Annotated in this window: 16 protein-coding genes and 1 tRNA gene; 2 read left to right on the top strand and 15 right to left on the bottom strand. The window is 34.3% G+C overall.

All coding sequences use genetic code 11. The features are described 5' to 3' along the window. Positions 1 to 10 precede the first annotated feature (10 nt). The 3 genes from GKF99_RS06260 to brnQ form a co-directional block, all read right to left on the bottom strand. On the bottom strand, positions 11 to 793 hold the full coding sequence (locus tag GKF99_RS06260) for an ABC transporter ATP-binding protein (RefSeq protein ID WP_094203206.1): 783 nt from the start codon (positions 791 to 793) through the stop codon (positions 11 to 13). Positions 794 to 1200: 407 nt separating this feature from the next. Next, on the bottom strand, positions 1201 to 1554 hold the full coding sequence (locus GKF99_RS06265; protein WP_154272906.1) for a DUF1232 domain-containing protein: 354 nt from the start codon (positions 1552 to 1554) through the stop codon (positions 1201 to 1203). A 65-nt stretch (positions 1555 to 1619) separates the two neighbouring features. Further along, complete coding sequence (brnQ, locus tag GKF99_RS06270; RefSeq protein WP_154272907.1) at positions 1620 to 2897, bottom strand: branched-chain amino acid transport system II carrier protein; 1278 nt, start codon at positions 2895 to 2897, stop codon at positions 1620 to 1622. A 141-nt stretch (positions 2898 to 3038) separates the two neighbouring features. Between brnQ and GKF99_RS06275 the strand changes: the two genes are divergently transcribed. Together GKF99_RS06275 and GKF99_RS06280 are read left to right on the top strand one after the other, a co-directional pair. After that, positions 3039 to 4274, top strand: a complete 1236-nt coding sequence (locus GKF99_RS06275; RefSeq protein ID WP_154272908.1) for a putative DNA modification/repair radical SAM protein — start codon at positions 3039 to 3041, stop codon at positions 4272 to 4274. A 2-nt stretch (positions 4275 to 4276) separates the two neighbouring features. After that, complete coding sequence (locus GKF99_RS06280; protein WP_154272909.1) at positions 4277 to 5014, top strand: TIGR03915 family putative DNA repair protein; 738 nt, start codon at positions 4277 to 4279, stop codon at positions 5012 to 5014. Positions 5015 to 5234: 220 nt separating this feature from the next. Here GKF99_RS06280 and GKF99_RS06285 read toward each other — a convergent pair. The 12 genes from GKF99_RS06285 to GKF99_RS06340 all read right to left on the bottom strand — a co-directional run bounded on the left by GKF99_RS06285 (position 5235) and on the right by GKF99_RS06340 (position 15450). Next, positions 5235 to 5310, bottom strand: a tRNA-Arg gene (locus GKF99_RS06285). A 23-nt stretch (positions 5311 to 5333) separates the two neighbouring features. Then, entirely contained in the window at positions 5334 to 6518 is a 1185-nt protein-coding gene (locus GKF99_RS06290; RefSeq protein ID WP_154272910.1) for a D-alanyl-D-alanine carboxypeptidase family protein, read from the bottom strand. Between the two features lie 8 nt (positions 6519 to 6526). Further along, a complete protein-coding gene (locus GKF99_RS06295; RefSeq protein WP_154272911.1) occupies positions 6527 to 7663 on the bottom strand; it encodes a glycosyltransferase in 1137 nt (378 codons plus the stop codon). A 27-nt stretch (positions 7664 to 7690) separates the two neighbouring features. Further along, entirely contained in the window at positions 7691 to 8956 is a 1266-nt protein-coding gene (gene serS / locus GKF99_RS06300; protein WP_154272912.1) for a serine--tRNA ligase, read from the bottom strand. A 630-nt stretch (positions 8957 to 9586) separates the two neighbouring features. Further along, positions 9587 to 9769: a hypothetical protein gene (locus GKF99_RS06305; protein WP_094203197.1), complete on the bottom strand. Its 183-nt coding sequence runs from the start codon at positions 9767 to 9769 to the stop codon at positions 9587 to 9589. A gap of 12 nt (positions 9770 to 9781) precedes the next feature. Further along, entirely contained in the window at positions 9782 to 10009 is a 228-nt protein-coding gene (locus GKF99_RS06310; protein ID WP_094206655.1) for a hypothetical protein, read from the bottom strand. A gap of 57 nt (positions 10010 to 10066) precedes the next feature. Then, a complete protein-coding gene (locus GKF99_RS06315) occupies positions 10067 to 10771 on the bottom strand; it encodes a hypothetical protein (protein ID WP_154272913.1) in 705 nt (234 codons plus the stop codon). Positions 10772 to 10835: 64 nt separating this feature from the next. Next, positions 10836 to 11522: a radical SAM protein gene (locus tag GKF99_RS06320; RefSeq protein ID WP_154272914.1), complete on the bottom strand. Its 687-nt coding sequence runs from the start codon at positions 11520 to 11522 to the stop codon at positions 10836 to 10838. Continuing rightward, positions 11506 to 12048, bottom strand: a complete 543-nt coding sequence (locus GKF99_RS06325; RefSeq protein WP_154272915.1) for an ECF transporter S component — start codon at positions 12046 to 12048, stop codon at positions 11506 to 11508. Before GKF99_RS06325 ends, GKF99_RS06320 begins: the two co-directional genes overlap by 17 nt. 1022 nt (positions 12049 to 13070) lie before the next feature. Beyond that, positions 13071 to 13715, bottom strand: coding sequence for an NAD(P)H-hydrate epimerase (locus GKF99_RS06330; protein WP_154272916.1), 645 nt, complete (start codon positions 13713 to 13715; stop codon positions 13071 to 13073). Further along, positions 13712 to 14689 (bottom strand): ATP-binding protein, encoded by a 978-nt coding sequence (locus tag GKF99_RS06335; RefSeq protein WP_154272917.1) that lies wholly within the window; start codon positions 14687 to 14689, stop codon positions 13712 to 13714. The genes GKF99_RS06330 and GKF99_RS06335 overlap by 4 nt, the downstream gene beginning before the upstream one ends. A gap of 2 nt (positions 14690 to 14691) precedes the next feature. Beyond that, entirely contained in the window at positions 14692 to 15450 is a 759-nt protein-coding gene (locus tag GKF99_RS06340) for a DnaD domain protein (RefSeq protein WP_154272918.1), read from the bottom strand. Positions 15451 to 15454 lie beyond the last annotated feature (4 nt).

A 15454-nucleotide genomic window follows, 5' to 3' on the forward strand; every position in this document is an offset into this window, starting at 1 on the left:
CAATAGTCTACTATAATTTATTTGAAATATCCTCATTAATCTTTTTAATCAAAAGATTTCTAAGCTCAATAGTTTTCTTATCGTTGAATTGATTTTCCCTAGTCATAACAGTAGACTTATCCAACTTCAAATCAAAAATAATCTTGCTGGGAGATTGTCCCAAAACGACAATTCTGTTTGCCAACAAAATAGCCTCGTCAACATCATGCGTTACAAAAAACACTGTTTTCTTCTGATCTTCATTATTATATAGATTAATAATTAAATCCTGAAGATTCGCCCTAGTAACAGCATCAATAGCTCCAAATGGTTCATCCATCAAAAGCACTGGAGAATCCAGCGAAAAAGCTTGTGCAATCGCACACCTTTGTTGCATACCACCTGAAAGCTCCTTAGGAAGTTTGTAGTAAATATCTTCTTCCAAGCCAACACTTTTCAAAGCTTCCATTGCCATGTTTTTGATTTCAGACTTTGATTTGTCTGGATATTTTTGTTTCAATGCCAACGAGATATTATCACCAGCACTAAACCATGGAAATAATCCATAATCTTGAAATACTACAGCCCTATCAAGTCCTGCCTCTTTGATTTCTGTGTCATTTAATTTTATAGATCCATATGTAGGCATCTCCAAACCAGATAAAAGTCTAAGAAGAGTACTCTTGCCACATCCTGATTTTCCCAAAATGCACACAAATTCTCCAGAATCAACCTCTAAATTTAATCCTTCCAAAATCTTCCTAGAATTATTCTCGTAAGAAAATCCCAAATTTTCTACAGTAATATAACTCATTTAGCACCTGCTTGATAAATATTTTTCTATCTCATAAATTTACTTATCTAGTCTATCACGTTTCAATGATTTGTCATCTTTTCATAAAATCATTTATAAATCTAGCCTATAAATTATTTATCATTTCTATTTTATTAAAATACCTAAAATTGAAATTATTGCCACTAAATTCAGAATTTTACTTATATTTATAAATTAACTTCCTATTTTTCTTGGATTTTCCAATGTATTTTCCGTCATTTATTTAAAATTACAATAAATATTCCTTAATATTTTACATAAATTTATCGTTTTTCTTACTTACACACATGAAAAAAAACCACAGATAATGAATATCTGCAGCTTTTCGTAAATTAAAAATATATTTTTGTTTCAATTTGCGCTTTATTTATTTAAAATTTCAATAACTATTTCCCCACATTTTTGTAAATCAAAAAGCTTATCAACAAAAGTATCCCCACTCCTACGACAATTCCAACTATTTTTAGTTTGGAGTTTAATTGTTCTGCTTTTTGTTCGCTGGTGTCTATGATTTCTTCTGGGATGAATTTCTTTGCGACCATCATTAATGATGGTGCTACTAATAAATCATCTAATATTCCAAGTCCTGCTACGAAATCTGGCACGAAATCCACTGGGCTTACTACATAAAGTATAGACAATGCCAATACGATTTTCGATAATAATGGTATTTGTTTGTTAAAAAAAGCATACCACAATGTAGGTATATCGTTCTTCAAGTTCAACAATTTTTTAATCATTTACTCACCTCGAATATATTATACCATACATTGCACGATATATCGTATTACATAATAGTTACAATTTATTTTTTTATTTTTCCTATTAATCCACCGATGACTGCTGGGATTATCCAAATAAAACTTTTGACTTGCATTGGAAATACTGATTCGATGGCTTTCAACAAACCGAAATCCAATTTGAATCCGTTTAGTAATACTATAACCGCGTAAATTGACACCCCTATTATTGATCCTAATTTTACGTTTCGTGAAAATGTATTTTGTTTGAACAAATTCAAGAAAATCAAAACTATTGCGACAGGATATATCGCTGTCAAAAATGGTGCTGAGATTTTCAAGATTTTTTCGACGCCTACTACTGCGAAGAATGCACTGAAAACTGTGGAAATTATTATGATTAAATCATATGAGATAACTCCGTTTGTTTTCTCTTTTAGCATATCACTGAAGAATTGTCCGACTGTTGTCGTAAGTCCGATTGCAGTTGTGAGACACGCCAATGCCATGGCGATGCAGATCAAAACTTTTCCCAAAATTCCCAAATGTTGGTAGCAAATGTACAACAACAAATCAACTCTTTCGACATTTCCTAGATTGAACTTGGATGTGGCAGCTCCGATGTAAATCAATCCTCCGTAAACGAAGCAAAGTCCTATAGCTGCTATGATTGACGATTTTATCGTGTATTCTTTGATTGTTTTGTCATCTGTAATTCCGTTTTCCATAAAACCTTTGGTAACTACGATTGCAAAGACTAATGATGCCAACGCATCCATTGTTTGATATCCTTCTTCAAAGCTTGATTGGAAGACTTGAATTTGATATGTATTCACAGGCGTTGCAACTGGAGATATTATTCCTTTGAAAATAATCACGACAAGAGTTGCAATCAACAACGGCGTCAAAATTTTTCCCAAATTATCTATTATGCTGCTTGGCTTTCTAACGAATAAATACACACAAATAAAAAATATTACCGTGAGCAAAACCGAATTTGCACCCTTGAAAAATCCTTTTTGAATTATTTCTACTGTTGTCGCTGCAGTTCTAGGAATTGCAAGTCCAGGTCCTATCGCAAGCATAATTATTGTTGAAAATATTAGTGAAAATCGTGGACTTATAGTGTTGCCGATTTTTTCGATTGTTCCTCCACTTTTTGTCGCTGCGAGTAATCCCAAGAAAACCAGTCCCACTGCGCTTAGCAAAAATCCTAATGTTGCAATCCAATACTGATCTCCTACTTTGTTACCCAAGAACGGTGGAAATATCAAATTCCCCGCTCCAAAAAACATCGAAAATAGTGCGAATCCACTAACGAATATTAGTTTCTTATTTTTCATGATTACCTCTGTATAAATATTTTAAAATTTTATTAGTTCTTACAATTCTACCACAATTTTGTTCGATTAACAACAATTTTTTCTAGAAAAACAAACTTGTGCGAATATTTGTTTTATTATAAAATACGAATAGGTGATATTATGGAATTAAAACGCAAATTATCAATATTATCAGACGCTGCCAAGTACGATGTGAGTTGTTCTTCAAGTGGTTCCAATAGAAAAAACACTGCGAATGGAATTGGCGCGGCACACAATTCTGGAATATGTCACAGTTGGTCTGAAGACGGAAGATGCATTTCGCTACTTAAGATTTTGCTGACTAACAAATGCATTTACAGTTGTGAATACTGCATCAACAGAAAAGAAAACAACGTCGAAAGAGCAGAATTTACCCCAGAAGAAGTGGCTGATTTGACTATAAATTTTTACAAAAGAAATTACATCGAAGGATTATTCCTGTCAAGTGGAGTTGTAAAAAGTCCCGACCACACGATGATGCAACTTATTAGAGTGGCGGAAATTCTTCGTAATGAGAAAAAATTCAACGGATACATTCACATGAAGGCAATCCCTGGTGCAAGTGAAGAATTAATCGAAAGACTTGGAAAGCTTATTGATCGTATGAGTATCAACATAGAACTTCCAACGAAGTCAAGCTTGAAGATGCTTGCTCCACAAAAAACTTATGAGTCCATTGAAAAACCGATGGATTTTATCAACGAATCCATCACTCAGTACAAAATCGACAGGAAAACAATCAGAAAAACGCCTTTGTTCTTACCAGCTGGTCAATCCACTCAAATGATTGTCGGTGCAGGAAGAGAATCGGATCTTACAATTATCAACAAGGCAAGTAGCCTTTATGAAGATTACAAGCTCAAAAGAGTTTTCTATTCGGGATTTGTCCCTGTAATTAAATCGAAATACACAGACGGAATCAAAAAAGTTCCCATGCTACGTGAACATAGGTTGTATCAAGCAGATTGGCTGATGAGATTTTACAAATTCAAATCAAACGAAATTTTGAACGAACAAAATCCGTTTTTTGATTTGACATTAGATCCCAAAGCATTCTGGGCAGTGCAAAATGTAGGTAACTTTCCAATAGAAATAAATCGCGCATCTTATGAAGAACTTCTGCGTGTTCCAGGATTCGGTCCAACATATGCGATGAGAATAATAAATGCGAGAAAATTTGCCAATCTCAACTACGACGATTTGATCTCTCTTAAAATCTCACTGAAAAAAGCGAAGAACTTCATACTTGTAAACGGAGTATACCGCGGACAAAAATACAGCACAAAAGACGATTTGCTGGACATTTTGAGAATACAAGAAAGAAAAAATGTAACACAACTTAGTTTTTTGGAGTAAATATGAGATACAGTTATGATAACAGCTTAGATGGCTTGTTCACGGTGATTTTTGAACAGTACCGACACATTGAAAATTCAATTATCGTTGTGAAATCAGAGCAATTGGATTTTTTGAATGATGACATATACGTTGAAACAAATACTGACAAATCATCACGTGTGAAAAAATCGATAATAGACAAATTCGGATTCAACTTTTATCGTAGCATCAACTACGCATTCGTCTCAGAAAATCCCGACAAATCGACCATTATCGCTAAGACAATCAAAAATATGTACAAATACGGCTACAACTTCATCAACTCTTCTGACAAAATCGCTGTCCAATTCAACAGCCTGTGCAAATATTCCACAAGAGAACTTCACGCATACAAAGGACTTCTTAGATTCAAAGAAATCCAAGACAATTTCTTGTTCGCAGAATTCGAACCTAACAACGACATTTTAGAATTACTCACATATCATTTCAAAAACAGATTGAGAAATGAAAAGTTTGTGATTTACGACAAAAAAAGAAATAAGTGTGCAATATATGTGGACAATGATTTGGCATTTTACGATGTACAAGAAATCTTCAAAGAAGAATCTGATGAAGAGAAAATGTTTGAAGATTGCTGGATAGAATTCTACAATTCAGTCGGGATAAAAGAACGCCAAAACCTCAAACTTATGCAGAATAATATGCCGAAAAGATATTGGAAATATTTACCAGAAAAAAACAAAATTTACAATAACTAAGAATAATTGTTGTATTTACACTTGATTTTTTTGAAATAATCAGTGTGATTGCAACAATGTGAATTCGAAAAAATTCAGTAGTGATGCTTTTTGTATTTGTTGCCCTTTTGTTTCCCTTTTGTTGCCCTTTGTCAAGAACCTTAAAGAATTGCGAGTACTATCTGTAAAATTTAATAAAATAAAAATAAGCCTAGAACGTGTAAATTCTAGGCTTTTTATATGGTACTCCCACCCGGATTCGAACCGGGGATGCCCCCTTAGGAGGGGGGTATTATATCCAGCTTAATTATGGAAGCACATAAAACCGACTCAAATCGGCTTATGATGCAAGAAGTGCTTCCAACAACTCGTAAGTGTATTTGGCGCTTCTTTTTATTCTGGTTAATGTGTCTGCTTTTTCGTAAGGTTTTTTGACAACGAGGCTTACTTCTCTTTTGTCGCCTTTTCCAGTATCGATTACAACTTTTCCTACGATTTGTCCTTTTTTCAAAGGAGCTTTCAAATCTTTTTTGATGTCGACTTTTTGTTGCAGACCAGTTTTTGTATTATACAAAATGGATACGTCTTCTGTCGGATAAATCTCAACGTTTTTGTCCACAACGCTGTTTACTGATTTCGTTTCGATTGGCTTTTCGCTGTTTAATATATTCATTGGTTCAAATGAATTTCTGACGTATTCCAGTATTATTTTTTGGTAAGTATTTCTATCATATTTTGTGGGAGCTCCCATCAAAACAGATACTACTTTGTTTTTAGGATCGTTTGGCTTCAAACTCATCGTAGTTATCAAACAGTATCCTGCTTTTTCAGTTGTTCCTGTTTTAAATCCGTCGACACCTTCTATTTTGCCTAAAAATGGAACTGTAGTCACGCCTTCGTATTTTCTAGTCGGCATTACAAGTTTTTGTGTTTTTGTGTAATTTAAAACTTGTGGGTAATTGTTGATTGTATATGTGGTTAATTTTGCCAAATCTTTTGCGCTCATCAAATTTTCCTTGTCGTTTTCAGGATAACCTGATGCAGAATAAAACTTCGCAGATTCCAATTCCAATTCGGCTGCTTTTTTGTTCATTCTTTCGACAAATTTCCCCACAGATCCTTCTGATTTCACAGCTAATTCGTCTGCGGCATCATTCCCACTGACTATCATCATTCCTCTTATCAAATCATTTACAGTTAATTCTTCGCCTTTTTTAAGTTGTATAGTACTCGCTTCAGGCTTATTGTATTGTGTTTGGATTTTGATTTTATCGTCGAGCTTGTATTTGTTTGCGTTGATGTCTTCCATAACCAAAACATAAGTCATTATTTTAGTTAAGGACGCTATAGCAAAAGGTTTGTTTTCGTTGTAATTCAACAACTCTTGGGAATAATCCTGTTCAATTGTATAATACGAGTTTACTTTGTCTTCAAATCCCAACTTCGAGTCCGCTTTAGATAATGCAGGTTGAAATACAATAGCAAGTATTAACATTAAGGGTATTATTTTTTTAATACTCTTCATTTCTCACCTCATCTTTTCGATATAACTTCTTCGTACACTTTTATTACATCATCTGTAATATTTTCTTCGGAATATACTTTTTTGATATCGTGTGATATTTTCTCTCTGTCGTATTTTTCAATATTGTCGTGCATATATCTTAACGCTTCGGCTAATTTCTCAACGTTAAATCTATCAACCAATATTCCATTTTCTTCATTTATTAAATGTTCTGGCCCACCGCATTTACTTGCGACCACAGGAAGACCTGCGGACAATGCCTCCAAATACGCCAACCCAAAAGTTTCTGAATACGAATACAAACAAAACATATCCGCATTATTGTAGCCTTCAACGATTTTTTCTCTTTTAGTAAGTCCAGGAAGAAATACTTGGTCTGTCAAATTCAACTCTTCTACCATTTTAAGTAGCGGTTTTCTCAAAAATCCGTCCCCGTAAATCGTAAGCTTCACATTTTTATCGTTTGAAAAAGCAATGTTAAACGCCTCGATTAATTCTTTCGGACCTTTTGTCGTTATTACATTTCCAGTGGAAACTATGTTGAAGATATCTCCCCTTTTGAAATTCTCATTGTTTTTGAAAATCGTAAGGTTTGGAATAATTGCAATTTCTGTAGAATCTTTTCCAAATTCTTCTTTGATTTTCTCTTTGAATTTGGGGCTTACAGTTATAAGTCCGTCTGTTCTGTCGTATGTTTCTTCTGCGATTCTTCTGTAAGAAGGTTTGATAGTGTCTTGGTTTACAACGGAATTGCATTCTGTAAGTACGAATGGAATGTTCAACTCTTTTGCAAGTTTGGATGTATAATATCCCTGGTCTGTAAAATAAGTGTGAATTACATCCGGTCTTCCTTCGATTTCCTCCACTTTTTTGTAGAAATGTCTAAGTACCAAATAAGAAAAGTCATAAAGGCTTTTGAAGATATATCTTCCAATCGGAAAATGAAAGGAATACACTTTGACATTGTCTTTTATAAAATATTCACTTTTATATTTGCGAAAACGTCTAAGTGATCTGAAATCAAGTGCAATCAACACAACTTCGACGCCTTTTTTGGCTAGTGCAATTGCTTGATCCAATTCAAATATTCCGTTCATTTTGTATTTATCCGTCGGATATCCTCTAGCGATTATATAAGCCTTCATTTCTTTTCCTATCTTAATTTTAGTTTACTAGTCTATTATATCAAATCCTGTGTATTTTTGTAGCACTTCAGGAATTTTTATACTTCCGTCAGCTTGTTGATAGTTTTCGATTACAGCTGCAAAGCAACGTCCAATAGCAAGTCCTGAACCGTTTAATGTGTGAACGTATTGTGGCTTATTATTTTCGTCACGATATCTAATATTTGCACGTCTTGCTTGGAAATCTTCAAAGTTAGAACAGCTTGAGATTTCAACGTATCTATTATAACTTGGCATCCACACTTCAATGTCGTAAGTCATTGCTGATGAGAATCCCAAATCCCCAGAACAAAGTCTAACAACTCTGTATGGAATTTCCAATAATTGCAAGATTTCTTCTGCGTTATTTGTAAGTTTTTCTAATTCGTCATAACTTGTAGAAGGTTCAACGAATTTTACCATTTCAACTTTTTCAAATTGGTGATTTCTAATCAAACCTCTCGTGTCACGTCCAGCACTTCCAGCTTCTCTTCTGAAACATTGAGTAAACGCTGTGTAATAAATTGGCAAACTTCCTTGTTCCAAAATTTCTCCACCCAATAAGTTAGTTACAGGAACTTCTGCAGTAGGAGCAAGATACATATCGTCTTTTTCGCAATAAAACATATCTTCTTTGAATTTTGGAATTTGACCTGTACCCATCATCGCACTTGGACTCATAAGCACTGGAGTATTCATTTCAGTGTAGCCTTGCTTGTCAGTATGAAGATCAACCATGAAATTCATCAAAGCTCTTTCAAGTCTTGCGCCTTTTCCTTTGAATACACTAAATCTCGATTTGGAAATCTTAGTTGCTCTTTCGAAATCCAAAATATCCAAATCAACGCCCAAATCCCAGTGAGCTTTTATATCAAAATCAAATTTACGAGGTTCTCCCCATTTTCTCATTTCCAAGTTTTCAGTATCATCCAAACCAACCGGAACATCTTTGTTAGGGGTGTTTGGGATTTCCATTAAATATTCTCTGATTTCTTCGTCGATGTTTTTCAAATCATCATCCATAGATTTGATATCATCAGACAACTTCTTCAAGTTTTTGAAAAGTTCTGTAGTATCTTCTCCGTTTTTCTTCATTTGTGGAACTTGTTTAGAAAGCTTGTTTTGTTCAGCCTTCATTGATTCTACTTTTTGAATAACTTCACGTCTTTTTTCATCAGTATCCAAAAGTTTTTGAATAGGATATTCTCCTCTTCTTTTTTTAAGTGCCTCAACAATTTCTTCTGGATTGTTTCTAATTCTTTTAATATCTAACATAACTTTCTCCTTATAAAACAATAAAAAAACTCATACCAAGGGACGAAAATTACGTTTCCGCGACTGCCACCCTAATTAGCATAAGCTCTCTCAACTAATAACGCATAGAAGTTAGATTCATTATCTTCGTATACTTATTCTCACCACACATAAGCTCTCTGAATTACTCCAATAATTACTATTTCTTCATCAACTGCAATATTCAACTATATTAATGTATATTTTACCACAAACAATCTTGTTGTGTCAATGTATAGCGTAATTACAACGTTTTTTAGATTTTTTTATACAGATTGGCATTTAATTTGCAAATTAGCATTTTGCATTTAGAAATTTGTTCATAGATTCATAATAAGATTAGCGTTTTTGTTAAGAACATCATACGGAAAAAACAATCAGAAATTCAAGCGAAGTGAACCGTCAAAAAATCTCACTCGCGCCAAAGCGAAGCTTGCGCTTGAGATTTTAGGTCCACAAGCGATGAATTTATTTGTTTTTGTAGTCAGATATTCGTACAAAATGCTAATCTGATTTATATATCTATTTCAAACCCAAGCAACACTATTTCTAAGCATACTAGTAAACAAAAAACACCAAGCTCATCTCACAAGATTTGCTCAGTGTTATTAGTTAAATATCTTTGTCTGCATTTTGGAAAAATTTTGCCACATATCCTATTACAACTAAAACCAAGAATACTTTCATCAAGAATTTCAAAATACTAACAGTTATTCCCATAATTCCCATCAAAATATTCAAAGCCAAAATAGCCAAGAATATGTACAAAATGTATTTTAAATATTTGTTATCCATACTCCACTTCCTTTATACTTCTTCTTTTGCGAAAAATCTTCTGTAAATAAATCTAATTACCAACACTGCTAACGCTATTTTAATGAAAACTTTTAAGAATGAGTAAGCAACAGCTCCAATCGCTACCAAAATTCCTACAATTGCGCCGCCTAATCCCAATATTAAACCAAATGTTCCTAAAATAGCTGCGAAAACTATTGATAGAATAACTATCAAAATAACAAATGCTAAAGTAATCATAACTGCCTCCCTTTGCTTTGTACAGTACCTTTTATTACATTATAGCACAATAATCCCTTATTCACAACAAGCATTAGGAGATAATTCAAAAGATTCTATAAAAAACTTACCACCTTTTTGTACCAGTTTAAGTTCCGATTTTATATCATCTTCTAAGATAATTTCCTTGGAATTGGCTTTGCACACCACTGGCTCAAACGCCCATTCTTCATCATTTTCCATTACATAATACGAATTGTCATCCTTAGAGTACACGACATTTTCTTTGTTTGTAACATCATCTGATGAAATATTTGCGTATTTCAATAAAACAGCATCCACCAAATCCTTGTCAACTTTCAAAATCTTAGCGTTTTCTCTTGTTTGTTTGAGCGCATCTGGATTTTGTTTTTTAAGTTCATCTATCTTGGATTTGTCCTTTTCTGGATCCAGCGTTTTGCTTGGAAAATTCGCCACGAAGTTTTTAAGCGTAATATCTTGTGGTGATGCGAAGCTCTCCCCGTAGAAAAATGTATCTAGAGAGTTTACAACCTCTTCGCCATTATAATCGTACGGCTTGTTGAAGTTCGCCGCGATTTTGTCGACATCTGATTTTTCCAACCTACCGTCTTTTGAAATGTCCACACCCTTGAACCCATCGTTCAAATAATCTGCCACATACGCCTTTTTTTCTTCAGGCAATTCTGGCATTTTCTTCGAACAAGATGCAACAAATACGACACTCAAAACCACAAGTAAGATTTTAAATAATTTGTCCTTCATAACCCCTCCAATCTCATTAAACTTATTATATATTAAAACCCAACAAAAAAACACTGACGGAAGTTTAACCAACTCCCAAATCAGTGTTTTCAACTAGCATCTCGACTTTCGGATGGTCTTTCAAATCGTAGTGATTTTCCAAAAACCACTTCACAAGCTCATCATCTCTTTTAATCGGCGTAGAATTATTTATAAAAATATTAATAGTAATCCATTTGAAATTAGAAAGGCCTATCTCGATATCGCGCTCAATCATTTGCTTAGTTTGACCCTTGATTCCAACCATTAAACACGCCGAATCAAAATAATCGGACACATCTTTTACATCAGTGAATTTTGCGTTTTTGTTGAGGACATTTTCTCTAAAATCGTAATCGAACGTTTCAATTCCAGTCTTAAACAAAACCTCGCATTCGAAAAATTCCCTGATTTCGTGAAGTCTATTCTTGAAAATATAATGCGCTTCGAAAACCAAAGTATGAATGTTTTTTTCGTGAATTAAATTTCTGATGTCGATTTTCGTCTGTTCTGGAAGTTCAAACACATTTCCCGAATTTATACATTCCAAAACACCGAATTCACCAGTCACATTTTGAAGAATCTCACGATTTTCACGAACAGCATCATCCATATCCACCGTATTGTCTTCAATGTAATCGCAAAATGTGCATTTGCCCCAAAAACATGGTCTGCCTTTTAATAGCACAATCTCGCGTTTTAATTTTTCCTCAATCTTAGCGTATCGATTCAAGCTTAATCCTCTTAACAGCAGTCATCACGACACTAAATGAAATAAGTCTGTCCACAAATTCCATAAAATATTGATTGATAAAAGATGCCGCAGCTGGATTTACTCCCTTGTTAATCATAAATCGTACGATAACATCACTTCCTGAGCTTGTAACCCCACCAAAAATATAACCTTGAATAATAGCACCCAAAATAGCGCCTGGAAGCACAGCCAATAAAAGTGCAGGAATAGTGTGCAATTTCTTGAAATATCCCTTTTCGTATAAAATACCAACCATAAACACCATAAGCATACCTGTAGGTGCAAATGGAAGCGCAAATGGATCGAAAAGAATTTGGTTCATAACAGACGATAAAAGCGCAGTCACAACACCGTATTTCCATCCAAATAACATACACACCAATAGAGATCCTATGTGATCCAATAACAAAGGAACCTTCGTACTAACAGCGATAAAAGCACCAAGGCAGTTGATTGCAATGCAAATCGCTATAGTAGTCAACAATTTCGTATTCGTTTTTCTCAATAAAAAAACCTCCTAATAAAATATAGGAGAACTCAAAAATAACGCCTTGTTTTTTTATACTTGGAGCTCTCAAACAAGTCCTGAAATAAATTTCAGTTTTAACTAGGCAACAGTAATTTTACCAAATAATTAAATTTATTGCAAATTAGATTGTTACAAAAAAGTAATTGCAAAAAAGTAGAAACCTATTTGTGTGATGTTGTGTTGCAAAAAGTAGAAACCCGATTTGGTTGCTCACTCACACATAAAACACAAAAACTCGTAAATCGCTCATCTGACTACAAAAATTGGTAAATTCAACGCTCATGAAACTAAAATCGCGAACTCGCTACCGCTCAAACAGCGCGATTTTTACGTTCCATTTCGCTTGAATTTAGAACAATTTTTTCCGAACGATTCGCTCTATTACGAAGTTTTTGGTTATAACAAATTCCTATCCAAATCGGTTTCTACTTTTTATTGCTACCATATTTTGAGTTGAAAATTTCGTAAAATTCCACACACATCTCCCTCTTTTTTCTATCAATTAAACATGTGTTGCGCAAAGCTTAGTAAGGTGTTTTCACTTGTGAGCAAATAAAAGATTGCAAATAAGCGTATCATACGGAGAAAATTGCAGTAAATTCAATCGAAGAAATCCGGCTAAATTTTGACCGCGTAAGCGACAGCAAGCTTCAAATTTTAGGATTTCGAGATTAGAATTTCCCAATTTTCGTAATCGATTAAGCGTTTTGCAACTTTTATTTTCTACTTCTCTCCCTCTTTTTCTCTATCAATTAAACATGTACTTCTCAAGCTTCGTAAGGCGTTTTCTCTTTGCAGTTTAGTTAAGCCTTATTGCGTCGAATATCATCTGGAGAAAACAAATACAAATTCAAGCGAAATGAAACGTTAAAGAATTGCACCGCGTAAGCGAAGCGTGCTTGCAATTCTAGTTTCATAAGCTTAGAATTTGCTTGTTTTCGTAAGCTAGATGTTCGAGGCAATATGCTTAACTCCCTTTCCCAAAATAAAAACGCCTCTTACGAAGCGTTATTTAATACATGTTTAATTGATTTCTCCGGTATACCTATTGTTTCCACAACATATTCTCCCTCATAGTCTTGTAACGATTTTTTCGGTAATTGCAATGTCACTAGAAGGTCAGCCTTGACAGCTACGTTGTGGATTTTGTTTTCGTCAGAATCCAGTCCCGATGGCATGTCCACGCTCACAACAAATGCTTGTGTGTCGTTAATCATGTCGATTACATCTTTGTAAATCCCTTCGATATCTCTTTTGAGTCCCGTTCCAAAAATGCTGTCGACTATCAAATCATTTTCTGTGATGTCGAATTTCGTGTTTTCGTCTACAAATTCAATCTCCACGTCCAATTTTTTCAAAATATCATAGTTGATTTTAAAATCCGTCGACGCTTTTTCTAGTTTCCCAATCACATACACTTTCACATACTTTTCTGCGATGTAAATGTCTCTTGCAACTGCCAAGCCATCTCCACCGTTGTTTCCAACAGATGCGAACACATACGCTTTGGCAAATTTCTTGTCCAAAATATGTTTGGAGATTTGCGCTTTGGCGTTTTCCATCAACACAATCGATGGAATTCCAATTTCATTTATCGTGTAATGGTCGATTTGTCTCATTTGTTCAGCTGTTACATAAATCATAGTCCGTTTTTGAACCTCTCTTCTCTTATATCCCTGCCGAAAAATTGTATCGGTATAAACTCGCCCTTGATTCTCGATGAAATTCTCTGATCGTATTGTGTTGTCAAATCATCAAGGTCAATATTTGTTGAAATTATCGTAGTTTTTTGGTTTTGAATTCTGTAATTTAACAGATCAAACAATAAACTGATATTGGTTTCTGTGGAATTTTCTGTTCCCAAATCGTCAATCATAAGCACATCGCAGTTGTAGATAATATCCTCAACTTCTGGTTGTGGTTTTTCGTTAAAATTCTGATATCTTATTGAAAAAAGTTGCTTCAACAATTGCATCGCGGACAAATAAATCACAGAATATCCGTTTTCAATGATTTCTTTCGCCATGCAGGATAACAAATATGTTTTTCCAGTTCCAACTTGTCCGTACAATAACAGCGACTTCGCGTTTTTCGTGTAATTTTTGGAATAGTATTTCAAATTCTCGCTGATTGCTTCCATGTTTTCACGTTGGGACATTCCTTGTGAGTTGTCTTTTTTCGTGTCAAACACGTTAATGTTAAATCTATCAAAGTTTTGTTGTTTCATTTGCTCGTTAAGGGAACTTTTCTCACGTGCAATGTTGACCATAATGGTCTTCTTGCAAGAACACATTTTGCCGTTGTAAACTCCAGTATCTTCGCACTTGTCGCAGTGATGCTTCAATTCCAAATAATCACTTGGATATCCGCTTAGTATGAGCATTTTGTGCATTTTTTCTTCAGTGGATTTGATTTCATCTTCCAAGTTTTTTAATTCTTCCTTGTCACCACCGATGCTTTTTTTCAAATATTCGTATCCAAGCTCGTTTCTATGTTGTAGCAAATCCTGATATTCTGGAACATTTCGAAAAACTTCCTCAAATCTCATATCCAATTCTTTTTTTGATTGATTTCTGTAATCTTCCAATATTCTGTTGGCTTCTTTTGCGTAGCTCATTATTATTTATCCTTTTGTTCTTTTGATTTCTTGATAAAATCGTTCAAAAATTTTGAGTTAATATTTGTAGCCTTGTTTTCAATATCGTTAGCCTTCGGTCTGTAATAAGTTCTCTTCTTGGTTTTTCTTTGTTGCTTTTTGTTGTTTTCTTCTTGCCATTGTTCCAACGTCATGATACCGTCAAGCTTCCAATTTCTGAGAACTTGTAAAACGTAATTCGTGTTGTTTTTCGTATTCGGATTAGTTGTGCAATAATGAAAAGCCGTCACCACCAACTCTGGTGTTTGGTGATAAGTGGAAATGTGTTCCAAAATTCTTTCCATTTCTGATTTGGATAATTCCATATCTCTGATGTCTTCGATATCTCTGAACATTTCTTTGATTTCTTGACTGTTTTGTGGAATGTAAGTCTTCTGAGATTCGTCTGGTTCGGGATTTGTAATTCCAAGATACAATTGTCTCAAACTCAAAAAAACCGTGTGGTTAGTTTGCGTTTCGGCGTCAGTGTATCGTTTGATAATTCCCTCATCCAGCCAATAATTCCAACACTCAGATACTTCACTTTCAGTCAAATCCAACGCCTTTGCGATTTTTTCGTCTGAAATATCCACATTCGCCGAGGTATCCTTGGCAAGCTTGTAGGCATACAAATACACTTTTAGTTGATTTCCTGTGGCCACTTGAAGATATTGATTCAAAAATATATTTTCAATAGGTGTTTCGCCCAAATCTATTTTAAATTTTTCTACACTATATTTCATAAAA

Origin of the sequence: Finegoldia sp. BIOML-A2 (genome assembly GCF_009678315.1) — a bacterium.
In the GTDB taxonomy this organism is placed as follows: Bacteria; Bacillota; Clostridia; order Tissierellales; family Peptoniphilaceae; genus Finegoldia; species Finegoldia magna.